Here is a 24,211-nt window from a genome sequence, read left to right on the forward strand (position 1 = left end):
AGCTCAACTAGCCACAAAAAGTTATGGGTTCGATCGTACTTTCCACCTAAAACCTTGCAGATTGAGGGAAGTCTCACCCTGAGTCTGAATCTTTCAGAACCTAAAATCTAAAATTGCAGAACATCCGGTGTAACCAGCTTGCTGACAGTATTCTTCATTTAAAAGGTGTAGAGAAACCACAATGAACGTTGACGAACTGCTCAAGCTATACGCAATAGGAGAAAGAAATTTTAGCGGGGTCTACCTGCACGAGGTGTACCTCTACGAAGCAGAATTGATTGGAGCCAATCTGTATGAAGCCGACCTGATTGGAGCCAATCTCAGCAAAGCCAAACTCAACAGAGTCAACTTTGCCAAAGCCAATTTGTGCAAGATTAATTTGAGCAGAGCAGACTTAGGTGGAGCCGACCTCACAGAAGCACTTTTAGCTGAAGCTAACCTGAATCGAGCTGAGTTGATGGGAGCGAACCTCAGCAAAGCAGACTTGAGCGGAGCTTCCCTGATCCAAGCAACTTTAATTGGAGCCAACATATCTCGGGCAACACTCAGCCGTGCAGACTTGCACGGAGTAAATCTTTACGGAGTAAACTTGCGCAGGGCAGTGCTCACAGAATGCGATTTAATTGGCGCAAACCTGAGCAAAGTAGACCTCAGCGGAGCCGACTTAATGGGTGCGAATCTAATTAGGGCAGACTTGACTGAAGCGATTTTAAGTGCGTCAGACTTAAGCGGCGCAAACCTGTTGGGAGCAAACCTTACAAAAGTCAACCTGAGCGGAGTATATCTTAAGGGTACGACGATGCCCGACGGCACGATTCACGAGTAATTTATTTGTTAATTTTTATGGTTGCCGAGAACCGCGGCTAAAGGGTAATGAGTAATTCATTACCCTAATTTATTGGCAGGGAAGTGTTTATTTGACACTAAGGTAAGGCGGATAACTTCGGGAGCATCCCATTTTTGTAATGTAGCGATTTTCGCATGTCGGGCTGACCCCTGCCGCATTCTAACTGCATATTGAGCCAATTTTTAGTTTAAAGTTTTATTAACTGCAATGCGCTAACTTTATCGCCCATTCATTAAAACATATTAAAAAATCCCAGATAATCGATCGAGTTTATCTATAATTAAAACATTAGAAAAACCCACCAGACCTATCCGCAAAGCTGCTTACGCTGCAACCAGATTGACTTTTCAATCCTCCCTCTATAGGGAGTATTCATACTCATGTATTTCAATCGGAGGCATCAACGATGAATCATTTGATTAGGTCTATTGGTAGTTACGAGATTATAGAAGAAATTCAGTCAGGTGTCAATACTGCAATTTATCGAGCAGCGATCGCGGGAACAAACAAGGGGGCGATCGTCAAACTCCTCAAAGCCGAGTATCCCACCCTCGAAGAAATTACCCGATTCAAACACGAATATCAAATATTACAGCATCTAGACGCTCTAGAAGGAATTGTTAAACCCTATAGCTTAGAAACCTATAAAAACGGTTTAGCGCTCATTTTAGAAGATTTTGGGGGAGAGTCGCTAAAAAATTATATGGTCTCTAAAAAAAATGAATTGAGCGACTTCCTCACAATCGCTATTCAGATCGCATCCGCCCTAGCCGAAGTGCATAAAAAGCACGTCATCCATAAAGATATTAAACCCCAAAATATCCTAATTAATCCCAAAACAGGCGAGGTAAAATTGGCTGACTTTAGCATCGCTACGCGCCTAGAGCGAGAAAACGCGGCGGCCAGTCATCCTCATTTTTTAGAAGGCACCCTCGCTTATATGTCGCCCGAGCAAACTGGCCGGATGAATCGCTCGATTGACTACCGCACCGATCTTTATTCGCTAGGCGTAACATTGTATGAAATTTTAACAGGAGTTCTACCCTGCACGAACAGCGAACCCCTGGAATTGGTGTACTGCCATATCGCCCAAAAAATTGTCCCGCCACAAGCGCTGAATCCTGAAATTCCGCCCGCTATTTCCGACATCGTAATGAAATTATTAGCCAAAAATGCTGAAGACCGCTACCAAAGCGCTGAAGGGCTAAAATTTGACTGAGAAACCTGCCTGGTAAAACTACAGGCTACCGGATCTATTTACGAGTTTGTGGCTGGAAGTGCCGATAAAGCCAGTCAATTAAATATACCGCAGAAGCTCTACGGTCGGGAAACCGAAGTTAATAAGCTTCTGGAAACCTTCGATCTCGTGGCGAATGGCACAACCGAATTAATGCTCGTTTCCGGTTATTCAGGGATTGGAAAAACCGTTTTAGTCAATGAAGTTCACAAACCCATCGTGCGGCAACGAGGTTATTTTATTGCGGGCAAGTTTGACCAGTTCAAGCGCAATATTCCTTATGCTTCCCTGATTCAAGCATTCCAATCATTAATTCTGCAACTGCTCACTGAAGGCGAAACAGAAATCAAAATTTGGCAAGAAAACCTGTTAGCCGCTTTAAGTGTTAACGGGCAAATCATCGTTGACGTTATTCCCGAAGTAGAACTAATTATTGGCAAACAGCTACCCGTGCCAGAACTAGGGGCAACTGAATCGCAAAACCGCTTCAATCTGGTATTTAAACAATTTATTGGCGTATTTACAACCGAAGAACATCCCCTAGTTGTCTTCTTAGATGACTTGCAGTGGGCCGATTCGGCATCCCTGAAATTGATTGAACTGCTGATGACCGATAGCGATAGCAAATATCTATTGCTGATTGGCGCATATCGAGATAACGAAGTTTCTCCTACCCATCCAACCATTCAAACGATTGAAAAAATTCCACAAGCGGGTGCAACGGTCAATAACATCGAACTTGGTCCGTTAAAATTGGTTCACGTCGAAGAATTAATCGCCGATACTTTAAAGGATGAATCGGTGCGATCGGAATCTCTATCTGTAGAGACGCGAAATTTCGCGTCTCTGCTTTTCAACAAAACTCAGGGAAATCCTTTCTTCTTAATTCAACTACTCAAAACTCTTTACCAAGAAAAATTGTTAACTTATGAGTTATATTTAGGGGCTTGGCAGTGGGATACAAAGCAAATTCAAGCCCTTGGCATTACAGATTTAAATGTTGTCGAACTGGTCGCTATAAATATTCGCAAACTGTCGCCCGATACGCAGAAAGTCTTAACACTGGCGGCTTGTATTGGCAATACGTTTAACTTAGAAGTCTTGGCGATCGTCAATGAAAAATCTTCCTTCGTCATGGCTGCACAATTGTGGTCAGCACTTCAGACTGGGTTGATTTTACCTTTAAGCAATGAGTACAAAATTCCTCTGGTATTTAGTCAGGAAGACGCAGGGGGATTTACCTTAACCGATGTCAAGGTAGACTACAAATTTTTACATGACCGCGTGCAGCAAGCCGCTTATTCTTTGATTCCCGATGAGCAAAAAAAACAGACTCACCTGAAAATCGGTCAACTACTGCTGCAAAATACAACGCCTGAAGAACGAAAAGAAAATATTTTCGCCCTGGTTAACCAACTTAATTACGGGACTGACTTACTGGCGACTGACTCAGAAAAATATGAGCTAGCTTCCCTTAATTTGATAGCGGGTCAGAAAGCGAAAGCAGCAACAGCGTATGAGTCGGCTATTAAATATTTGAATGTGGGTTTAGGACTGCTTGCCTCAGATAGTTGGGAGAGTCAGTATGACCTGACGTTAACTCTTCATTTGGCAGCAGCCGAAGCTGAATACTTAAACACTAACTTTGAGCGATCGCAACAGTTATCTGATGTCATTCTAAAACAGGCGAAAACTCTCTTAGAAAAAGTCAAAGTGTACGAGCTAAAAATTCAGGTAGAGTTTTCTAGAAACCGGATAAATTCAGTCATCGATACCGGAATCGAGGTTTTGGAAATGCTGGGCGTTCGCTTGGAGCAAGAACTTCCTCAAGAACTGATGATTGACGATTTAGCTGACTTACCGCTAATGACAGATCCCGATAAAATCGCGGCTATGCGAATCTTAATGAGCATCGTCCTAGCGGCTTATGTTGCAAATTTAGAGATGTTTTCACCGATTCTTTTTACAATGATAAGGTTGTCGATCGCCTATGGAAATTCACCCGAATCCGCTTGCGCTTATGTTTGGTATGGGGTACTCCTGTGTGGGGCAATGGGAGACATAGAGTCTGGATATCGATTTGGCAAACTAGCCTTGCCTTTATTGGAAAAATTTGATGCCAATACACTTAAAGCCAAGTTAATTTGTATATTTTATGTCCTTATTCACCACTGGAAAGATCCAATAAAGGAAAACGAAGAACCTTTTATTGATGGCATTCAAAGCGGCTTGGAAGTAGGAGACATAGAATATGCTTGTCACCATGCGATGAGTTCTTGCTATTTCAGATTTTTAAGTGGGCAGGAACTGGGAAAAGTAGAGCTATCTCAGGCCAAATATGCCGCTATGACTATCAAATACAAACAGGAGTACGATATTGGGGGGATGAAAATTTACCAGCAACTTGTTAAGAATTTCCTCGGAAAAGCCCCGAATAAATTCAATTTAATTGGCGATAGTTTTAATGAAGAAGAAATGATTCCAGTCATTAAAGAGGCTAACAATAATACGTTATTGTTTTTTTACTATGTCGCCAAAACGATTCTCCTTTATTCATTTAAGGATTACGAAGGAACAGTAGCCAGCGCCAATTTATCATCAGAATATGCCAGCTACGGCGTGGGATTGCTTCAGAATACCCTCTACAAATTCTACCATTCTCTTGCCCTCCTAGCACTGTATCCAAAAGCCCAACTAAAAGAGAAAAAAGAATATCTCAGTCAATTAGCCGCGAATCAAGAAAAAATGAAGACTTGGGCATTTCATGCGCCTTGTAATTTTCAGCATAAGTATGACTTAGTAGAGGCAGAAAAAGCGCGGGTTTTGGGGCAAAATGAGAAAGCAATGGATTATTATGAGCGAGCCATTCAAGGAGCGGTAGAACACGGATACATTCAAGAAGAAGCGCTGGCAAATGAACTAGCAGCAAAATTTTACTTCTTGCGGATAAAAAAACGATCGCGGAAAGTTATCTGAAACAAGCCTACCACGGATATATTCGCTGGGGAGCCACCGCTAAAGTGCAAGACTTAGAAGAGCGATACCCTCAGTTCTTCTCGAAAAAGCTAAATCGAGAAATTCCCAGTGTGGAAATCTCCCAAACCACAAGCTCACCGACAAGCACGGGAGTTTCTCACCTAGATATTACCACAATTATGAAAGCTTCGCAAGCTTTAGCTGGAGAAATTGTTCTCGATAAGTTGCTCTCGAAGCTCATGCTAATTGTTCGAGAAAATGCCGGAGCCCAAAAGGGCTCTCTCATCTTAGAAAAAGATGGAGAATTGTTTGTAGAAGCGACTATTACCGAGGAGGGAGATGAAGTCAATGTGTTGCAATCGATTCCCGTGTATGTAGGGACGGATTTAACCGACAATCTAGAAACCACACCGATAACCCCCCTACAAAACCCGCACTCTTCTAATCTCCCGCTTTCGCTGATTAACTATGTAACGCGAACTCGCGAGAATTTGGTTTTAAATGATGCTAATGCAGAACCTCGATTCAGTGCAGATCCTTATATCGTTACTTTTCAACCCAAATCGCTTTTATGTACGCCGCTCATTCATCAAGGAAAACTCGTCGGACTGCTTTATTTAGAAAATAATCTCACCAAAGGTGCCTTTACGAGCGATCGCCTGGAAATTTTACGCTTGCTTTCTTCCCAAGCGGCTATCTCGATTGAAAATGCTCGTCTCTATACTAACTTAGAAACGGCTAAAAATCAATTGCAAGACTACAGCAAAACTCTAGAAGTTAAAGTAGAAGAAAGAACTCTGGAATTAAAAGAAAAAAATGATTACTTGCAACAAGAAATCCGCGATCGCCTCCTCGCCGAAGATGCACTGCGCTTAAGCGAAGAACGATTTCGCGCCATTTTTGAATCTACCGACGACTTCATCGCCGTGTGGGATAAAAATTATCACTGTCTCTATGCTAACCAAGCGTGGCTAGATAATATTCAGAAGCCGCGCGATCGCGTGATTGGGAAAAGTTTTCCAGAGATTTTAAAAGATTCTCCAGAATTGATTCCATTGTGGACGAGCCGCTTTGAGACAGTCTTTAATACCTGTAAATCGCTGCATTTTGAGGATGCTACTAACGTCGGCGATCTTCCTTCCTATAGCGAATCAACCCTTTCCCCCATTAAAGACTCAACCGGCAATGTCTTCGCCGTAGGCGTCGTTTATCGAGACATCACCGAACGCAAATTAGCCGAAGCCGCCTTGCGCGACTCAGAAGCGCGATTGAGACAACAAGCGATCGAACTTCAACAAGCCTTAGACGAACTCCGACGCACCCAAATTCAACTGATTCAAAATGAAAAGATGGCTTCTCTCGGTCAATTAGTCGGGGGAGTCGCCCACGAAATCAACAACCCCGCCAGCTTTATTTATGGGAATTTGTCTCACGCCCAAGAATACATTCAAAATTTGTTTAATATATTGAACCTCTATCAAAAGCACTATCCAGAACCCGACCCAGAAATTCAAGAACAAGCCGAAAAAAACGAAATTGATTTTATCGTCGAAGACTTGCCAAAGCTACTAGAATCGATGCAGATGGGAGTCAAGCGCATCAGCAATATTGTCTTATCGCTGCGGAATTTTTCCCGTCTGGATGAAAGCGATATGAAGCGGGTAGACATTCACGAAGGCATAGAGAGTACGCTGCTAATTTTGCAAAATCGCTTTAATAAAAATGATGGGACTCCCGCCATTGAAGTCATTAAAGAATATGGCACCATGCCCGCAATCGAGTGCTATGTGGGTCATCTAAATCAAGTCTTTATGAATATTCTCACGAATGCGATCGATGCTTTAGAAGAAGGAAAAGGGAAATTGGGAAGTCCCCAGTCCCCAATCCCTAGCATTCGCATTCGCACAGAACTTATAGACAACAAAATTGCTGTCCGAATTGCTGACAACGGTTCCGGCATACCTGAAGAAATCCAGCAGAATATTTTTGACCCCTTCTTCACCACTAAACCTGTTGGTAAGGGGACGGGTTTAGGATTGTCAATTAGCTATAAAATAGTGGTGGAAAAACACGGCGGAAATTTGCGCTGCATTTCGTCACCGGGGAAGGGGGCAGAATTGATCGTAGAAATTCCGCTGCGACAGCTCATTAAAACCTAACCTTCCAGGGAGCATCCCGATTTTGCAAATAGACTGCCAGCAGCTAAAATAAAGAGAATAGATCGGGGAAAAAAAATGAGCCTAACTCCCGAAGAACAATTACGGTTATCAGCTTGTACTCAAGAAATAGCGCAAATCCTCTACAGAAATACAGATTCAGCAGAAATAGCTACCCTAGAAGGGCTTGAGAAAGTAGTACGTCAACAGATGTTAGAATATGTCAGCCCCAAAGTTGCCCTTTTTTTATCCAAAAAGTAACCAAAACGGTTAAAGGGCGCACGCGCACGCTTAACAGTTGTGTAGGACGGCTCAAAATTACACAAAAACAAGCAAACCGCTTGGGGGTGGAGGCTTACAGCCGTAGAAGTCCAATGCTTGAAAAATGCTGTTTTTTACTTTCTGCTTCGGAGTCGTACCAAAATGCCTGTGTTGACCTGGCCACCCTCACAGGAGTTAAGGTCAGCCATAGCAGTCAACACAGACTTGTGCAACGCCAAGAATTTCCCGTCCCTGAAGTCAAACAGGCTCTAGCACAAGTGAGCATAGATGGCGGTAAAGTGCGACTCCGAACCGAACGGGGACTCCCATGTCAGTGGCGCGACTATAAGGCAGTGCGCTTGCAAGACCTTTACTATGGCGCTTTTTTCCAAGATAACTTAAGCCTCACAGATTGGGTGAATAGTCAGTCGCTAACTAATCCTGTAATCTGTTTAGGAGATGGTCACTCCGGGTGTTTGGAATTTATTCAAGGAAATTGCGACAACTTCACAAAGGCAGGAAATCTTAGACTGGTATCACCTGAAAGAAAATCTGTATAAAGTTGGTGGCTCCGGCAAGCGGCTTAAACAAGCTGAGGCTTTGTTATGGCGTGGTCGGGTAGAAGATGCGCTCGCTATTTTTGACAACTGCCACAGTCGGCAAGTCATTAATTTCCGTGCCTACCTCAAAAAACACCGTCTTCGCCTTGTGGACTATGAAACTTGTCAAGAATTACAACCAGGCTCCATCGGTTCGCCAGCGGTAGAATCAGCCGTCAAGCAAATAGGTAGAAGGCTAAAAATTTCATTCTTCGCAGTGGAAATCTGAAAGTGTTTCTCAAATGTTGCAACTGCGTTGTGCCTACTTAAATGGTGAATTTGCAGTTTAATGTTTTTGCAAAATCGGGATGCTCCCGATAACTTCAATGTAGGGTGCTGATGGCGCACAGAACTCCTACATACGGCGAGTCAAAAGATTTGTTGGGTGAACTTGTGTTATGTTGATTTTCAATTGCTTCAATAAAAGCTATTTTAGATTTAATATTTTGGATTTTGGACGGTTAAAATGAAACTCAGAATCCTCGCTGCTGTAACGCTACTGAGCTCGATCGCCCAGATCGCTCCTGCAGCAGCCGAGAACATCCAACACACGCAACAATTACTAGCCACCCGACAGTGCCCCAACTGCGACCTCAGCAGTGCAGGCTTGGTTTTAGCCAACTTAACAGGAGCCAATCTCAAAGGTGCTGACTTGAGGTTGGCTAACCTCAGCCGAGCCAACCTCACCGGGGCTGACCTCAGCGGTGCCAACCTCAGCGGCACCAGTCTGTTTGGCGTCAACCTGACGGGGGCCAACCTCAGCGGTGCCAACCTCAGCGGTGCTGATTTGAGAAGTGCCTATCTCAGCGACGCCAATTTGCAAGGCGCTAATTTAAGTAACGCGCAACTGCTCGGAGTTAGAGGAATGCCAACCAATATCGGCACCGCTGAAGACTTCTACCGGTTGGGAGTGCTGGAAGCTCAAGCGGGAAACTACAGAAACGCCATTGATTATTACAATCAAGCACTGAATCTGAAATCGGATTTAGCAGCAGTTTATTTTGCGCGCAGTATGTCTCGCGCTGACTTGGGAGACTTCGCCGGCGCGACTCAAGACGCTGCAAGAGCAAACCAACTTTTTGCAGCTCAAGGAAATCCCCAAGGTCAGGAGTTGTCAAAGCAGTTAGCCGAAGCCATTGTGGCGCGCCAAAAGCCTACGGAACCCCGCACTGCCAGCCGCGGCGACTTTATGAGTCTTCTTGGTTCGATCGGTTCTGTTCTGGTGAAGTTGATCTTGCCTTAACAGTTACCTAATTCTGTGGAATCTCGATCCTGAATTCTGTACCCTGACCAGGTATAGAAACACACTTGAGTACGCCTTGGTGTTTCTCAACTACTATTTGGTAACTGATAGACAGTCCTAAACCCGTGCCCCGACCTACGGGTTTAGTAGTAAAAAACGGATTAAATATGTGAGAGATTAACTCTTTGGGGATGCCGTGACCATTGTCGGCAATGCAAATTCCTACCGTTTTTTCATTGATTAATTCAGTGCGAATCCGAATGCAAGGAGAGGGGAAATCAGGAATCAAACACTCGGTGGTGGAATTTATATCTCCTGACTCGATAGGCAGTATTTGCGAGCTTAAATGTGTCGCCGCTGCACTTGCCGCTTTCAAGGGAAGATTCATACCTAGATATTTTTTTCCCATTTCTAGGGCGTCAAGGGCATTGCCTATCAGATTCATAAATACCTGATTGAGCGAGCTGGAATAGCATCCTACTAAGGGCAAATTGCCGTATTCTTTAATAATTTCTACGGTGTTGCGATCGGAATTGGCTTTGATCCGGTGCTGCAAAATCAACAGGGTACTGTCGATGCCCTCGTGAATGTCAACGGCTTTTTTCTCGGCTTGATCGCTCCTGGAAAAATTGCGCAAAGATACAACTAACTGGCGGATGCGGTCAACTCCGACTGTCATGGAACCCAAAATTTTTGGCAAATCTTCGGCAAGAAATTCGATGTCGATTGCTTCGGAGCACTCGCTAATTTCTTGGTTGGGATTGGGGTAGTGCTGGCGGTAGAGTGCCACCAAGCAGAGCAAATCTTTGGTGTATTCGCTGGCGTGGGACAGATTGCCGTAGATAAAGTTAACGGGGTTATTGATTTCGTGGGCGACTCCCGCCAGCAGTTGTCCGAGACTGGACATTTTTTCGGTTTGAATCAGTTGGGCTTGGGTATTGTGCAGTTCTGTGAGGGTTTTAGCTAGCTGTTCGGCTTTTAATCGCTCGGCAGTTGCTGCATTGAGACTTTCTTGATAAAGTTCTGCTTGGTGAATGGCGATCGCAGCTTGAGCCGCTAAATGTTGCACCAATTCCTGTTCTGCTGTTTGCCAAACTCTGGGCCCCGAACATTCATGGGCAATCAGCAACCCCCACAATTGGGAATCTTTGCCTCTCATCGGTACAATTAAACTTCCTCTCACCTGCAAATCTTCCAAAAATTCGCGGTGACAGGGTGTTAAATCCTCAGTATAAATATCATTAATTGCTCGCACCCGCTCGGTTTGATAGAAGCAGTCTGAGCCTTCGGGAAAGCATTCTTGTGGAGATGTGATACCTAAAATTGACCGCCACTCGCCGCAAACAGCTTCGACAACTACCTCGCCCTGTTTGTCTCCAGCAAATTGGTAGATTACCGTGCGATCGGTATCCAACAAAACTCTGACTTCTCGCACAATAGTTTGCAGTATGATTTTCAAATCCAATGTACTGCGAATCTGGTCTCTAACTCGCGTCAATACTTGAGCAAAGTCCAAGGATTTTTGCAATTGGGCGGTGCGTTCTTGAACTTGACGCTCCAAGTTGGCATTTAGGGCTTGCACTTCTTTATAAAGAACGTACTGCCCAATTGCCGCACAAAATTGGCTGCCTATAGCTAAAGCTTGCTCTATCTCCTCCGACTTCCACTCTGGTGACTGACCTTTTTTAATTTCTCGCCAGAGTTCAAAGGATTGTCTGGGAAGCATTTGTGCAGCGCTGCTATCAAAGCGTCCCGCCCACATTTTTTCGGTATCAATTTCATTGCGAAAAATGGTCAAACAGCCGACTATTTTTTGTTGGTAGTGGAGCGGAATTACCAGCAAACCCCGAATTTTAGTAGTTTGGAAAGCTGGAACTAAAACTCTAAATAGAGGTTCTTTGTATAAGTCGGTAATTATCCAAACTGGAAATTGAGCATTAGTAAGAATTGGGAATTTGGGAATTTCTTCGGTATTTTTGAATCCTTTGGTTAGCCATTGCTGCCAGAGGGGATGAGCTTCGATCGCCTTGACTGTTTCCCAGTCGGGAAGTGTGGGTTGTTCTCCTGTGGCGAACAGTTCAAAGGTAGCATCACTTTGGGCAGGGGTAATGGAAAATGCTCGATCGATCTTGGGAACCGATAACTTTTCACCCTTAATGTTGGGGGGGTTGAGATAGAGTCTGCCGCCACTGCCGCCCAAAGCGGTGACGGTGGCTTCTAAACCTTGTTGCAGTCGAATGTTAGCGTGACCGTACAACAGGGCTGCTATGCGGCTCACGGTAGCTTCCCGGGTGGCTTGAGAGCGGGTTTGCTGGAGGAGGATCGCGTGGGCGATAGCGCTAGACAATTGATCTGATACAAGCTGAACTACTTCTAAATCTGCTGGTGAAATATTGAGGGGGGCACAGTGGTGAGACACTAAAAGTCCCCACAGTTCGATGTGAATTTTTTGATTGTTTCCTGGCTCGTATCGAGTCAGGCACGTCGGGGCATCGCAGATATGTGTGTTGCTATTTTCCGACGCGATCCTGCGGTGCAAAATCGGGACGACTAAGGAAGATTGCACTCCCATTGCCATCAGGTAAGCTGTGTGGCAAGGATCGAGCGATCGGTAGTGCATCTCTTCATTTACTAAAGGTTGACCGGTGTCTGCAGCATCAAGGGGACTCAGGACGATCGTCCCGGAGTTAACATCTATGATTGTCCGCTGGCGCATACTCACATACATCTCCCGGGCGTGTGCGGGAATGTCGTCTGCTGGAAAGTGCAGTCCTTTCAAGGAAGGGAGACGGTTGTTATTAATTGACTCAGCAACAACTTCTCCACTCCCGTCAACACTAAATCTGTAAATCATAATGCGATCTGTTTTCAAAAAAGACCGCACTTCTGCTACCGTACTGGTTAAAATATCTTCTAATTCTAAAGATTGGCGGATGCGTTCAGTTATCCGCCGTACCAAAACTTCTCTGTCTAGTTTATGATGTAATTCTTGCGTATTTTCTGTGAGTTGCATAAATCTCCTTTTGTACTTATACAATGATCGTAAGAAGTTTTGATGTGCTGTTGGAGGGATCAAACTCAAATGCATCAGCCTGAGTTTTTGACTCAACCGATCTGTACAGTTAATCGGTGGCGCACTGGTGAGAGACGACGGTCTATCGCCTTTGGCGCCCTGGGATAAGAAAAATCTGCGATCGTGCCGGTTGAGTCCCTGCCTTCAACCTGCAGAGCGACTTAAGCAAATAACAATTATTATTTTAATCCTCTTATAAATTTCTCGCAATATTAAACTCTTACTATCAGAATTATTGATTGTTAGGATAATTTGACATTTGTTGTAAAACTTCATACAATGATAACGAACGAAAGAATTTGAATTTCTATCAGCCCGCAAGGCGCTGACTAATTTCCTTGCGCACGCTCATCAGAATTTTACCCAAATGATTTTGACCAGTTCGGTCGCAGCCACACCCCCAGTAGTAATCCGTTGGCGAATCCTCGACAATCATTCGATCCCCTGTGGCGAGGAGAATAGCTTGAATGTCTGTATGAGCGAGAAACTTAGTTAAAACTGCTTCGCGCATAATAGGAATTTTCACCGCTTCCCAATCATCGCGAATCCGGTGGTTGGGATCGCGACCTAATTTGGCGGCTTCCTGGGGAGTTGCTACGGCTTGAATCGTCGCCACTAGTCTTTCATCAGTGCTGACAAATTTTTGCGCTTGATAGTAATGTTCCACAGTCAACCAATCTTGACCGTGCAGACTAATGTCGTGTAGTGAAAAATTAGAAAAGCAGCCGTAAGGCTCCTCTACTTTATAAAAATAAATTATCATTAGATTTGAGATTTTATATTTTACAGGATTTAGGTAGAATGTAATTATTCATGGTGCGCCTAAAGCACCTCACCGCGCTCTTATTAACGTATCAAACCACTTTTTCCCAAGAGTATTTGAGCTTGATTCTATAAGCAGCGCGGGGCTTGTATTAAAAAAACCTCGCATCGACTTTATTTAAAATAGGAGTTACGCTTTTGAACCCCGTTTCTTGGAAAAAGTTGGGCTTGGCCACAAAAAATCTAGGAATCAACTGGCTTTCTGAGGAATAGTGCGTAATTCCTATTTTTAAATTAACGATTAAGAATTGGGAATGAAGAATAAGGAATTGGGATTTAAGAATCTTCCTTTTTCCTTCTTTCTTCGTCCTAAAACGGCATCAGCTTTTTAAGAGCGCGATTAGCGATATCAGCATAACGCAGTTCACCGCACAAAATTTTGCTCATCAACTCAGTAGCGATCGGCAATTTGACGCCCGCTCTGTAAGCAGCTCCTGTAAACTGATAGAATGCTCTAGCCAAGCGACTGGCCCAAACCATATCAGTTCCCCATTCTTGGACGATCGTTTGAGTATACTGCTCCTTAGCGTCGCCGGCACCTCCAAGAGCTCGATCGATCGCCTGAGCGGCCTTAAAGCCGCTAAAAATCGCAGGCCGAATCCCCTCACCGGAGAGGGGGTCGGCGAGACTGGCGGCGTCTCCTACAAGCAGGGCATTTTGCGAGTGCAATTTTCGATCGGCATCCCACAGACTCATGGGGTGTTCCCGCACGTTGCTGACACTAACATCCGCACCGCACTTAGTGGCGTAGTCGGCCAAAATTTTCTTGATATCTTTTGGCTTGTCGCCGCGCATCGCAGCAATACTCAAAGAGTAGCCCTCAGCTTTGGGAAAGCTCCAAATAAAACCTTTTTTAATAGTACCAAAATCGAAATTGAGCGAATCGCCCTTGATTGAGCGAGTTTCTAAACTTGCGCTCAAACAGAGTTTTGGTTCTTTCAATCTGAGCCACTTAGTCATCGGCCCGCCGGCACCGTCAGCCGCAATCAAATAGCGGCCGGAAACCGGTTCAGAGTTAGTTTTAACTTCCCAAATAGAATTTTTAAACTCAATCCCTTTGACTTCTGTAGAGTCTCTAAGTTCCGCACCTGTTTTTTGAGCTTGTTTAATTAAAAAATCGTCAAATACATCTCGCTGTACCATCCACATTGGCGAGTTTATCTCAACTTTCACCGGGTCTTGCATTTTCCAGGTGTAACTAATTTTGTTAGCTTTCAGAGAAATAGCTGTCCTCAGGTCAAAATCCAGCCATTGGGCTATCGCCGGAGAAACGCCGCCGCCACAAGGTTTATTACGGGGCAGAGACGCTTTTTCTAGTACCAAAACAGAACGTCCCTGCTTTGCCAGGTGATAAGCTGCTGTGCTGCCTGCCGGGCCTGCACCGACAATAATGCAATCAAACATTTTTTGTTATGGGTAATTGGTTATGGGTAATTGGTTATGGGGAATGGGGAATTAGTAACTGGTAATTGGTAACTTATGAGTGTTAAATATTGAGTTTTTAACTCACAAATCACCACTCTTCGAGCGTCTGGGCGTTGTTCGCGGTTGGCTCTCGGCAATCTCTAAACTATTCCTATTCCCCATGCCCAATTTCCCATTCCCTAAACGGTCGTGATATCTTTCTCTTTCGCTGCTAGAACTTCTTCTATTTTGGCAATGTACTTGTCCGTCAGCTTTTGAATTTTATCTTGCAAGTCCCGCGATTCATCTTTAGAGATATCGCTGCTTTTTTCCTGCTTGCGAATCGAGTCAACGGCATCGCGGCGGATATTGCGAATTGCAACTTTACCTTCTTCAGCAAACTTCCCGGCCATTTTGGCAAATTCTTGGCGTCTGTCGCTTGTCAGCGGCGGAATGTTCAAGCGAATAACTGAACCGTCGTTGTTGGGAACGAGTCCTACATCTGACAGGGAAATCGCTTTTTCGATCGAGCTGAGTGCTGTGCGATCGAACGGTTGAATGTTGATCGTAGTCGCATCCGGCGTGCCGATATTGGCAAGGGATTTGATCGGAGTTGGAGAGCCGTAATAGTCTACCATGACTCGATCGAGGAGGGAGGCGTTTGCCCGTCCCGTCCGAATAGTATTAAAAGACCGTTGAGTAGCCTCAACTGCCTTTTGCATATGATCTTCTGCTTCAGCTAACTTCACAAAAACCTCCGACAAGAGTTCCAATAGATTCTCCCATTACAGCTCGGTAGATGTTGCCCGACACCGAGAGGTCAAATACCATAATAGGAATATTATTTTCTTTGCAAAGGGCGATCGCGGTACTGTCCATCACCCGCAAGTCTTGATTCAAGACGTGGGCATAGGTGAGGGTTTGATACCTGCGCGCGTTGGGGTTGAGGTGGGGGTCGGAATCATAGACCCCATCTACCTTAGTAGCTTTAAAAATCACCTCTGCATCAATTTCAGCCGCCCGCAAAGCGGCTGTAGTATCAGTAGTAAAAAAAGGGTTGCCAGAACCGGCACCAAAAATCACTACTCGTTTTTTTTCGAGGTGGCGAATTGCCCGCCGCCGGATGTAGGGTTCAGCTACTTCTTGCATGGCGATCGCCGATTGCACCCTCGTTGGCACTCCTACTTGTTCTAGGGCATCCTGCAAAGTGATAGCATTCATCACCGTAGCAATCATGCCCACATAATCAGCCGTTGCCCGATCCATCCCTGCCGAAGCAGCTTTCACCCCGCGAAAAATGTTGCCGCCACCGACAACAATCGCGATTTGAATGCCTTCGGACACGACTTTGGCCACTTCCTGGGCGATCGACTGAACGACTACCGGATCGATGCCGTAGCCCAAGCTGCCCATCAGCGCTTCACCGCTGAGCTTCAGCAAAACCCGCTGATAAACCATCCCCATGCCGCCACTATTTTTTTACTCTGTTTGCCTCCACCATAAGATAGCAGCATGGGTGCATTTTGAACATCAATTACCCAGAACAGACCCAAAAGCCTGTTCCAGAACAGTTGACTGAGAACGGTTGACTAAATTTAATCCTTGGGGACAAAATTAAGAGCAGCAGAATTCATGCAGTAACGCTGACCGGTTGGTTTGGGCCCGTCGTTAAATACGTGACCGAGATGAGCGTCGCAAACAGCGCACAGTACCTCTGTTCGGCGCATGAACAAGGTGTTATCCGACTCGCACTTGACATTTTCTTCGCTAACGGGAGCGTAGAAACTCGGCCAACCGGTACCGGAATCGAACTTTGTTTCTGATTTAAATAGCTCTGTGCCGCAGCAAATGCAATTATAAATTCCGGGCTTTTTGTTGTCGTGATATTCGCCGCTAAAAGCTCTTTCTGTTCCCTTTTTGCGGGCAACTTTAAACTGTTCAGGCGTTAGTTGCTGTTGCCATTCTGCGTCGGTTTTTTTAATTTGTTCAGTCATGATTTGATGTTTGGTTAAGATGTATTTAGCTGTTGAGTGTTGACGGTTAACTGTTGAGTGTTGACGGTTAACGGTATATTGCTAGTTAACTCAGGCTTCCATTAATATTAACCTAATTGGCTCGAAATGAACATACCAGGGAAAAGGATTGTCCTTAATAGCCCTCCACTTTTCCTTGAAAACTTCGGCTTGTAAGTGATAATCTTGGGAATCATTGGGAGGCGAGTGCAATTTGAGATATAATGTCACCCGGTGCGGAGTTTCCACAGTCGAGGCGATCCAACAAGCAAAAGTATTTTCGCGATCGCACCCGCTAACAAAACTCAGTTGATGAGCCCGAATTCCCACAGAAACTAGAGATTTGGGAATTGGTTCGACTACAGTCAGAGTACAGCCCCAGTCGATCGCCTCCACGAGAGTTACGGAGATCGGTTTAGCGGCACAGAAGTTCTTGCAGCCAGTCAACTGGGCGACAGTGAAATTGCCAGGGCGATCGAAAATGTTCTCCTTGGTATCAAAGGCGATCGGCCTTCCCTCGGCTAACACCAACAGATTTTTGCACACCCGGTAAACTTCCTCTAAATTGTGGCTGACAAACAAAGTAATGCCTCGGTAATTAGCCAGAGTCTGCATTAACTCGCGTTCCAGTTGACTCCGCAAATGAGTATCCAAAGCAGAAAACGGTTCGTCTAACAGCAGCAAATCGGGAGAAGGGGCGATCGCCCGAGCCAAAGCCACCCGCTGCTGTTGGCCCCCCGAAAGTTCGTGCGGGTAGCGGTTTTCCAGTCCCGACATTTGCACCGAAATTAGCTGTTCTTTTACCCGAAATTTTTGCTCGCTTTCAGATAAATGCTGCAAGCCAAACGCAATATTTTGAGCAACGGTCAGGTGAGGAAATAAAGCATAGTTTTGAAACAAAAAACCGATGCGGCGGTCTTTAGAAGCTACATCAATACCCTGTGCTGAGTCAAATAAAACCCTGCCATTGACTGCAATTTTACCGCTCATTGGAGTTTCCAAACCGGCGATGCAGCGCAGAGTCATGCTCTTACCAGAACCCGACGCGCCCAAAATTCCCAGCACTTCCGGGCCGATATCGAAACCGACATCCAAGGCAAAGCTGGAGAGAGGTTTAAAAATGCTTAAACAAAGTCCGCTTTTCGGTTGTTTTTTTTGGAAATTTGTGGTAAAAGTAGACGCGACTTTAGGAAGATTTGATTGCAGTCTTTGGCTAGAATTCGGTTTGGGCGATTTTTTTTGTAAATCCGTCCAAAAATTAACAGTAGTTAGCACGCTCAGAGAAATACTCAGAATAATCAAAACCCAAATACCAGCTTGCCTCATATCCCCAGCTTCCACAGCAAAATAAATTGCCATCGGGATAGTTTGAGTTTGTCCGGGAATATTCCCCGCTAACATCAACGTAGCGCCGAATTCACCCAAAGCCCTGGCAAATGCGAGAATAGTTCCTGCTAAAATTCCCGGCCATGCTAGCGGCAACATAATCCGCCAAAAGACTTGCCACTCCGATGCTCCCAAAGTGCGGGCTGCGTTGAGAAGATTGGCATCAATTTGCTCAAAAGCTCCCAAAGCAGTTTTGTACATGAGGGGAAATGATACAACTGTGGCAGTAATGGCGGTGGCTTGCCAAGTGAAAATTATAGTTAAGTCGAATTGTAGCAAGAATTGACCGATCGCCCCATTTCTCCCAAACAGCATCAGCAGCAAAAATCCAACTACTGTCGGCGGCAAAACTAAGGGAGAAATGAAAATGCCTTCAATCAAAGCTTTACCTCTGATGCGAGTTGAAAGCATCCACCGGGCGGCGGCTATTCCCAGGAAAAAGGTGATAAATGTCGCAATAGCGGAGGATTTTAGAGATATCCAGAGCGGAGAAATATCAAATTCCATCTATAAATAAATCCGCGTTAATCAGCGCTTATCTGCTTTCATCAGCGGTAAAAAATTCATAATTAGTTAGTTATCGAACTATGCCAAATCCGTATTTCTGAAATACTATTTTAGCTGGATCGCCCGCCAAAAAGTCAACAAACGCTTTCGCAGCAGCCGGATTGCGGCTGTTTCTGATAACTGCCAGCGGATAAACAATGGGCGAGTGCAAATTTTCGGCAGCCGTTAGTCGCACAGTTACTTTGTCCGATGCTTTGGCATCAGTCGTGTAAACTATACCGGCATCAACGTTACCGCTTTCGACAAATGTCAGCACTTGGCGGACGTTATTTCCTAGCACTAATTTTGGCTGGAGTTGCTGCCACAATCCAAGCTTAGTTAGCATTTCCTGAGCGTATTGACCGACAGGTACGCTTTTCGTTTCGCCGATCGCAATTTTCTTGATTTTGGCATCTGTCAACTGTTTGAAATCGCTCAAAACTATGCCATTTTTAGGAGTAATCAAAACCAGGCGATTTGTCAGCAAATTGCGCCGCGTGTCGTTAATCAGCAAATTAGCTTGCTGCAAAGCATCCATTTGTTTGGTAGCGGCACTGAAAAATACATCTACCGGTGCTCCTTGCTGAATTTGCTGTGCGAGAGCGCCGGAAGCACCGAAATTATAAGTAATCTTAACTTTGGGATTGCTGGTCTGATAAACTGTTTTGAGTTCTTGTAAAGCTTGTGAGAGGCTGATAGCTGCGGATACTGTTAAGGAGGTTTGCTGCTGTGCTATGACTGGAGGAATGCTTTGAAACAAGTTCCAAGTAATTAGTAGTGTCATTGCCACGACGGCTGCTACAATTAAGTTAAGGATGCGTTTTTTTTTCATAGGGCTATGTTCTAATTTTTTATAGGGCGATCGAGAAGTATAGCTTACAGCAGCTTCCGATAAATGGTGCGTCAGGACTCGACTTTTCGTGCAAATTGAGAATGTAAAACCTGACGCACCCTACCATAATGAAGTAGGGTGCGTCAGTTACCTTTATTTTCGATACAAACCAACAATCTCACAACAGACGCACCTTTCAACTAATGACTAATGACTACGATCGCCATTTGATAGAACAGCCGATCGATTCGGTAGTCGCGGGTTCTACGGGTTCGCTGTCGAGCAATTGGGCGATCGCACCTCGCAAATAAGACATCTGCACTGCTGCTGAATCGTCAGCATTGTCGTCAATCAAACCTTTGTAGCGCAATTTGCCATCTCGATCTAGCAAAAAAACTTCCGGTGTTTTAGAAGCCCCAAAACTTTCAGCCACATCTTGAGCAACATCTCGGATGTAGGGGAAATTGAGTTGATTGTCAGCCGCAAAAGTTTTCATATTCTCAAAACTATCTTCAGGATATTGATTTGCGTCATTAGCATTAATCCCGATTAAAGTAACACCTCGATCTTGAAACTCTGCTTGAAGTTCTTTCAGGCGATTTAGATACAACTTCACGTAAGGACAGTGATTGCACATAAATATCACCCCAATAGCTCGATATTTTTCTAAATAGCGAGCTAAATGGTGAACTTCTTCGTCAACTCCCGGCAGTTCAAAATCGGGAGCGTAGCCGTTAATCGGAGTGCCGGTTGTTTCCATTAGTAAACTCATCTTTTAAGGATATGAAGATCGGTATTTGCAACGAAAGAAAGATGAAACTCCTGGTATCTATAAAATTGGCTGTTTTTGGGCTTTGTCTTAATTCTAGCCTTGCCCGCAGCCAATTTTAACTCATACTTACCCGTTTATTCCTCGCCCTGTTTTAGCCAACCTTGAGCCAGAGCTTGATACCCAATCATTTTGTACGCTAATTTGGCTGCGGTAAATTCCGAAACAACAGAATCTACAACAGGTGCCAATTCCATAATGTCACAGCCGATGACTTCGTAGGACTCGAAGACGCGGCGCAAAAATCCGGTGAGGGAATACCAATTTAACCCGCCCGGTTCCGGTGTGCCAACCCCTGGAATTAAAGTCGGATCGATGCCGTCTAAGTCGATCGTCAAAAATACTCGCTTAGTTGTGATGCTGGCAATTGCCCGATCGGCCCAATCCGGTTGAGTAGCAATTTCGCGAGCTCGAATCACGTTTAGCTGTTTGGCTTTAATCAAGTCGGCTTCTTCCTTGCAGATAGCGCGAATCCCTATTTGCAGTGTCGGTAAGCCCATATCGACAATACGCCGCATCACGCAGGCGTGGTTGTGAATCGAGCCTTCGTACTCGTGCCGCAAATCGCCGTGGGCGTCGATTTGCACGACTGTGAAAGGTTCATCCGGGTACGCTTGGCGATAACCTTCGACAACGCCTGCAGTGATGCTGTGTTCGCCTCCGAGGGAGATCACAAATTTATTTTCGGTAACTAGCTGGTAGACTGCTGCTTGAGTGACTTGCAGCATTTCTGAGGATGAAACTGGTTGCCTGTTGCGGGTATCGGCGATCGGCTCTTTTGTATAAATTCCGACATCGTAACAAACTTCGGAATCCAATTCTTCGTCGTAGCACTCGAGTTGATGAGAAGCTTCTAGAAGTTTCGCCGGCCCGTTTTCGCACCCCCGGCGGTAAGTGGTGGTAGCTTCGTAGGGAATGGGTAAGATTACTACTTTGGCGGTGTCGTAGTCTGGTACAATTTCCGACCCCAGAAACGGTACGACGGCAGTGGAAACGATCGTTGGCATAAGGGAAATTTTAATACAGCAAAGAAGTCAGCAGGTTTAATCGTGACATAATATCGGCTCTAACTGCAAAGTAGTCATTAGTCATTAGTCATTAGTCATTAGTCAGCAGTCAGCAGCTAACAATGCCCCATGCCCCATGCCCCATGCCCAATCTAAAATCTAAAATCTAAAATCTAAAATCGCATGACATCTTCTACTCCCACTTCGTCAACAGTTGCTGCACCTCAAACTTGGCTGTGGAAAGGCTTTCCGATTTGCTACCAGGCTGCGGGTTCGCAGGGACCTGCGGTGGTGTTCGTCCACGGTTTCGGTGCGTCTTGGGGCCACTGGCGCAAGAATTTGCCGGCCCTGGCTGCTGATTGCCGCTGTTACGCGATCGACCTCATCGGTTTTGGCGGTTCTGCTAAACCCGCGCCCAAACTTGAGATTGACTATACTTTTGAAACTTGGGGACAGCTAATTGCTGATTTTTGTCGGGAAGTTGCGGGCGGGCCGGCTTTTTTGGTCGGAAATTCGATCGGCTGTGTGGCAATAATGCAAGCGGCTGTGGATTTTCCCGATATTGCTTCTGGCGTAATTCTACTCAATTGTTCCCTGCGGTTGCTGCACGATCGCAAACGCGCCGAAATGCCTTGGTATCGCAGTTTTGGAGCGCCAATTGCACAAAAAATTTTAAATGTCAAGTGGATAAGTCAATTATTTTTTAAACAATTAGCAACGCCAAAAACAGTAAAAAAAGTGCTTTTGCAAGCTTATCACCGTCCCGAAGCTGTCACCGACGAACTGGTAAATATGCTGCTGGAACCTGCCAAAGATAGCGGCGCAGTCGAAGTATTTGTAGCTTTTATCAGTTATTCTCAAGGGCCGCTACCGGAGGATTTGTTGCCTCGTTTGAGCTGTCCGGCTTTGATTTTGTGGGGTACGGACGACCCTTGGGAGCCGATCGCATTGGGGCGAGAATTGGCAAAGTTTCCGGCTGTTGAAAAGTTTATTGCGCTGGAAGGCGTAGGTCATTGTCCCCAAGATGAAGCGCCGGAATTGGTCAATCCTATTTTACTCGATTGGATTAAAGAGCGATCGGTATTTACAGAAAATTAGAAATTAGGACACGGCAGTGCCGTTTCCCTACAATATTATTTTGAGTAGGGAAACGGCACTGCCGTGTCCTAGGTCTCATACGAAGACGGCACTGCCGTGTCCCTACAATATTATTTTGGGTAGGGAAACGGCACTGCCGTGTCCTCGGTATCATGAGGAGTTCAGCCGGAATTGATATTACACGAATATGAAACTATCAAGAGTAAAGCCACCTTGAATTACAGCAATTTGGTCAGATGTACCAGCCAAATTGATGGAGTTACCAACTATATTGTAATTGGAAAGATTCCCACTTAACTGAATGCGATCGATTCCCTGTTGGAAATCCTGAATCAGTGCAACTCCTGTTCCCTGATAGTATGTCTTGGTAGCATCACCGAGAACAAAAATATCTCTACCCCGACCACCAATCAGCACATCCGTATCATTGCTTCCCGGTGTAGCACTCAAGGGGTTTACTCCAATTAGCGTATCATTGCCACGCAAACCTGAGAGCGTATCGTTACCATCTCCTCCTACTAAAGAATTGTTTTGGATGTTTCCGGTAAGGACATCTACATTGGGAGTACCTGTGACATTAACGAAATTCTCTACCGTAAAATTCAGAGTGCCGATACCGGGTAGATTGTTAACTGCCAAGCGATTTTGCGACAAATCCACATTAATAGAAGCTGTGCCGCTACCTGTAGAAGCATCGATGGTATTACTCTGTCCTAAAGGAGCAATTATTTGTTCTATATTTTGCAGGGTATCTGTACCTGCTGCGCCTTTATCTACAATACCTTTAGCCTCAATGGTAATGCCGCTACCCAGGGAAAGATAGCTAATTGTATCTGTGCCTAATCCTCCAGTTATGGTATCTGTGCCGCTACTGCCTAGGATAAAGTTATCTAAACTATCTCCGGTAATATTGTCGTTTCCTGCTGTGGTGCTAATACTGTTAGCTGGCGGAGGGGGTGGAGTTTGGTTTTGGGGAGGTAAAGCAGAATTCGTAAGTTGTGCGCCTTGATTTTGGGGAGGAGGATTGCCCGGTACGCCTTGATTTTGGGGAGGTTGGTTGCCCGCTGTGCCTTGATTTTGCCCTGGAGGATTACCGGGTACGCCTTGATTTTGGGGAGGTTGGTTGCCCGCTGCGGCCTGATTTTGGGGAGAAAGATTGCCCGCTGCAGTCTGATTTAGCCCTGGAGTATTGCCCGCTGCGGTCTGATTTTGGGGAGGTTGGTTGCCCGCTGCGCCTTGATTTTGGGGAGGATTGCCCGGTGCATTGATTGAATTAGGAAATAGTGCTGGCATGATGTAATTACCCGGTTTTATTTTCTAAGTTTGAAGCAGTTGTCAGGCTAAAGAAATGAATTCTCAATCGGCCTTTGATTTAGTCTCTACAATCATTAAGCTGGTGGAATATGACATTTATCCCTGTCCTAGGATTACAGTTTTGTAATGTGAAGAAATTAGCGTTTTTCCGAATTTTGAGGTAAATTACGATCGCCGGGTGGACGCGGTGGAATGCCCAGAATTTTAATCAACTCTGCTTCGGTGACTCCCAACTTTTTCGCTGCACCGGGAATATCTAAACGAGGACGGGGCGGTGGGCTGGGCGGGCGATTATTTTCGCTTGGCGGTTCCGGCGGTTTGGCGGGTAGGCCCAAAGCTTCGATTAACTCGGCTTCGGTGACTCCTAATTGTTTGGCAGCAGCAGGAAAATCTATACGGGGCGGATGTCTGCGCTCTTGACTGGGTTCGGGCTGGCTCTGGGCTAGTACAGTATTAGAATTAGCTGTAGTCCGATCGGGGAAAGTCAAGCTGCTAAATCCCAGCAGCAACGCTGTAGCAGGTAATGCGAGCATTGAAGCAATTTTCATGATAGTTACGATCGCCGACCC

General features: G+C 45.3%; 18 protein-coding genes and 1 pseudogene. 7 read left to right on the forward strand and 12 right to left on the reverse strand.

What is annotated here, in order from left to right:
* Positions 1-181 precede the first annotated feature (181 nt).
* The 6 genes and pseudogenes from QUA78_RS13280 to QUA78_RS13305 all read left to right on the forward strand — a co-directional run bounded on the left by QUA78_RS13280 (position 182) and on the right by QUA78_RS13305 (position 9,319).
* A complete protein-coding gene (locus tag QUA78_RS13280) occupies positions 182-826 on the forward strand; it encodes a pentapeptide repeat-containing protein (RefSeq protein WP_333301833.1) in 645 nt (214 codons plus the stop codon).
* Between the two features lie 427 nt (positions 827-1,253).
* Positions 1,254-2,066: a serine/threonine-protein kinase gene (locus QUA78_RS13285; protein ID WP_333301832.1), complete on the forward strand. Its 813-nt coding sequence runs from the start codon at positions 1,254-1,256 to the stop codon at positions 2,064-2,066.
* A 48-nt stretch (positions 2,067-2,114) separates the two neighbouring features.
* Positions 2,115-5,060: an AAA family ATPase gene (locus QUA78_RS13290; RefSeq protein WP_333301831.1), complete on the forward strand. Its 2,946-nt coding sequence runs from the start codon at positions 2,115-2,117 to the stop codon at positions 5,058-5,060.
* A gap of 44 nt (positions 5,061-5,104) precedes the next feature.
* On the forward strand, positions 5,105-7,219 hold the full coding sequence (locus QUA78_RS13295; protein WP_333301830.1) for an ATP-binding protein: 2,115 nt from the start codon (positions 5,105-5,107) through the stop codon (positions 7,217-7,219).
* A 75-nt stretch (positions 7,220-7,294) separates the two neighbouring features.
* A pseudogene (locus QUA78_RS13300) lies at positions 7,295-8,366 on the forward strand (ISKra4 family transposase).
* Between the two features lie 176 nt (positions 8,367-8,542).
* Complete coding sequence (locus QUA78_RS13305; RefSeq protein WP_333301829.1) at positions 8,543-9,319, forward strand: pentapeptide repeat-containing protein; 777 nt, start codon at positions 8,543-8,545, stop codon at positions 9,317-9,319.
* A 7-nt stretch (positions 9,320-9,326) separates the two neighbouring features.
* Here QUA78_RS13305 and QUA78_RS13310 read toward each other — a convergent pair whose 3' ends face one another.
* The 10 genes from QUA78_RS13310 to speB form a co-directional block, all read right to left on the reverse strand.
* Positions 9,327-12,332 carry a GAF domain-containing protein gene (locus QUA78_RS13310; RefSeq protein ID WP_333301828.1) on the reverse strand — a complete coding sequence of 1,002 codons (3,006 nt, stop codon included), beginning with the start codon at positions 12,330-12,332 and terminating at the stop codon, positions 9,327-9,329.
* Between the two features lie 370 nt (positions 12,333-12,702).
* A complete protein-coding gene (locus QUA78_RS13315) occupies positions 12,703-13,155 on the reverse strand; it encodes an NADAR family protein (protein ID WP_333301827.1) in 453 nt (150 codons plus the stop codon).
* A gap of 368 nt (positions 13,156-13,523) precedes the next feature.
* A complete protein-coding gene (locus QUA78_RS13320; protein ID WP_333301826.1) occupies positions 13,524-14,618 on the reverse strand; it encodes a geranylgeranyl reductase family protein in 1,095 nt (364 codons plus the stop codon).
* A gap of 200 nt (positions 14,619-14,818) precedes the next feature.
* The gene (frr, locus tag QUA78_RS13325) at positions 14,819-15,367 is read right to left on the reverse strand and encodes a ribosome recycling factor (RefSeq protein ID WP_333398857.1); all 549 of its coding nucleotides are present in this window, start codon (positions 15,365-15,367) and stop codon (positions 14,819-14,821) included.
* Entirely contained in the window at positions 15,354-16,082 is a 729-nt protein-coding gene (gene pyrH, locus QUA78_RS13330) for a UMP kinase (protein WP_333398858.1), read from the reverse strand. The genes frr and pyrH overlap by 14 nt, the downstream gene beginning before the upstream one ends.
* Before the next feature lie 131 nt (positions 16,083-16,213).
* Complete coding sequence (gene msrB, locus QUA78_RS13335) at positions 16,214-16,612, reverse strand: peptide-methionine (R)-S-oxide reductase MsrB (protein WP_333398859.1); 399 nt, start codon at positions 16,610-16,612, stop codon at positions 16,214-16,216.
* A gap of 90 nt (positions 16,613-16,702) precedes the next feature.
* Positions 16,703-18,523: a molybdate ABC transporter permease subunit gene (modB, locus tag QUA78_RS13340; RefSeq protein ID WP_333398860.1), complete on the reverse strand. Its 1,821-nt coding sequence runs from the start codon at positions 18,521-18,523 to the stop codon at positions 16,703-16,705.
* Positions 18,524-18,593: 70 nt separating this feature from the next.
* A complete protein-coding gene (gene modA / locus QUA78_RS13345) occupies positions 18,594-19,394 on the reverse strand; it encodes a molybdate ABC transporter substrate-binding protein (protein ID WP_333302722.1) in 801 nt (266 codons plus the stop codon).
* 214 nt (positions 19,395-19,608) lie between these two features.
* Complete coding sequence (locus tag QUA78_RS13350; RefSeq protein WP_333302724.1) at positions 19,609-20,166, reverse strand: thioredoxin family protein; 558 nt, start codon at positions 20,164-20,166, stop codon at positions 19,609-19,611.
* A 134-nt stretch (positions 20,167-20,300) separates the two neighbouring features.
* Positions 20,301-21,230, reverse strand: a complete 930-nt coding sequence (gene speB, locus QUA78_RS13355; protein ID WP_333302725.1) for an agmatinase — start codon at positions 21,228-21,230, stop codon at positions 20,301-20,303.
* A 183-nt stretch (positions 21,231-21,413) separates the two neighbouring features.
* On the opposite strand from speB, the gene QUA78_RS13360 reads away from it, so the two are divergent.
* Complete coding sequence (locus QUA78_RS13360) at positions 21,414-22,328, forward strand: alpha/beta fold hydrolase (RefSeq protein ID WP_333302727.1); 915 nt, start codon at positions 21,414-21,416, stop codon at positions 22,326-22,328.
* Between the two features lie 177 nt (positions 22,329-22,505).
* Here QUA78_RS13360 and QUA78_RS13365 read toward each other — a convergent pair whose 3' ends face one another.
* The gene (locus QUA78_RS13365) at positions 22,506-23,621 is read right to left on the reverse strand and encodes a M10 family metallopeptidase C-terminal domain-containing protein (RefSeq protein WP_333302729.1); all 1,116 of its coding nucleotides are present in this window, start codon (positions 23,619-23,621) and stop codon (positions 22,506-22,508) included.
* Positions 23,622-23,779: 158 nt separating this feature from the next.
* Complete coding sequence (locus QUA78_RS13370; RefSeq protein ID WP_333302731.1) at positions 23,780-24,190, reverse strand: hypothetical protein; 411 nt, start codon at positions 24,188-24,190, stop codon at positions 23,780-23,782.
* Between the last annotated feature and the right edge of the window lie 21 nt (positions 24,191-24,211).

It is taken from the genome of Microcoleus sp. K4-B3, assembly GCF_036704615.1.
Lineage (GTDB): Bacteria > Cyanobacteriota > Cyanobacteriia > Cyanobacteriales > Microcoleaceae > Microcoleus.

Excerpts from the sequence above, each read along its gene's own strand:
- QUA78_RS13365 (WP_333302729.1), bottom strand. The coding sequence starts at position 23,621 with ATGCCAGCACTATTTCCTAATTCAATCAATGCACCGGGCAATCCTCCC.
- QUA78_RS13320 (WP_333301826.1), bottom strand. The coding sequence starts at position 14,618 with ATGTTTGATTGCATTATTGTCGGTGCAGGCCCGGCAGGCAGCACAGCA.
- modB (WP_333398860.1), bottom strand. The coding sequence starts at position 18,523 with ATGGAATTTGATATTTCTCCGCTCTGGATATCTCTAAAATCCTCCGCT.
- QUA78_RS13305 (WP_333301829.1), top strand. The coding sequence starts at position 8,543 with ATGAAACTCAGAATCCTCGCTGCTGTAACGCTACTGAGCTCGATCGCC.
- QUA78_RS13370 (WP_333302731.1), bottom strand. The coding sequence starts at position 24,190 with ATGAAAATTGCTTCAATGCTCGCATTACCTGCTACAGCGTTGCTGCTG.
- QUA78_RS13285 (WP_333301832.1), top strand. The coding sequence starts at position 1,254 with ATGAATCATTTGATTAGGTCTATTGGTAGTTACGAGATTATAGAAGAA.
- QUA78_RS13315 (WP_333301827.1), bottom strand. The coding sequence starts at position 13,155 with ATGATAATTTATTTTTATAAAGTAGAGGAGCCTTACGGCTGCTTTTCT.
- pyrH (WP_333398858.1), bottom strand. The coding sequence starts at position 16,082 with ATGGGGATGGTTTATCAGCGGGTTTTGCTGAAGCTCAGCGGTGAAGCG.
- msrB (WP_333398859.1), bottom strand. The coding sequence starts at position 16,612 with ATGACTGAACAAATTAAAAAAACCGACGCAGAATGGCAACAGCAACTA.
- QUA78_RS13280 (WP_333301833.1), top strand. The coding sequence starts at position 182 with ATGAACGTTGACGAACTGCTCAAGCTATACGCAATAGGAGAAAGAAAT.
- speB (WP_333302725.1), bottom strand. The coding sequence starts at position 21,230 with ATGCCAACGATCGTTTCCACTGCCGTCGTACCGTTTCTGGGGTCGGAA.
- modA (WP_333302722.1), bottom strand. The coding sequence starts at position 19,394 with ATGAAAAAAAAACGCATCCTTAACTTAATTGTAGCAGCCGTCGTGGCA.
- QUA78_RS13360 (WP_333302727.1), top strand. The coding sequence starts at position 21,414 with ATGACATCTTCTACTCCCACTTCGTCAACAGTTGCTGCACCTCAAACT.
- QUA78_RS13350 (WP_333302724.1), bottom strand. The coding sequence starts at position 20,166 with ATGAGTTTACTAATGGAAACAACCGGCACTCCGATTAACGGCTACGCT.
- QUA78_RS13310 (WP_333301828.1), bottom strand. The coding sequence starts at position 12,332 with ATGCAACTCACAGAAAATACGCAAGAATTACATCATAAACTAGACAGA.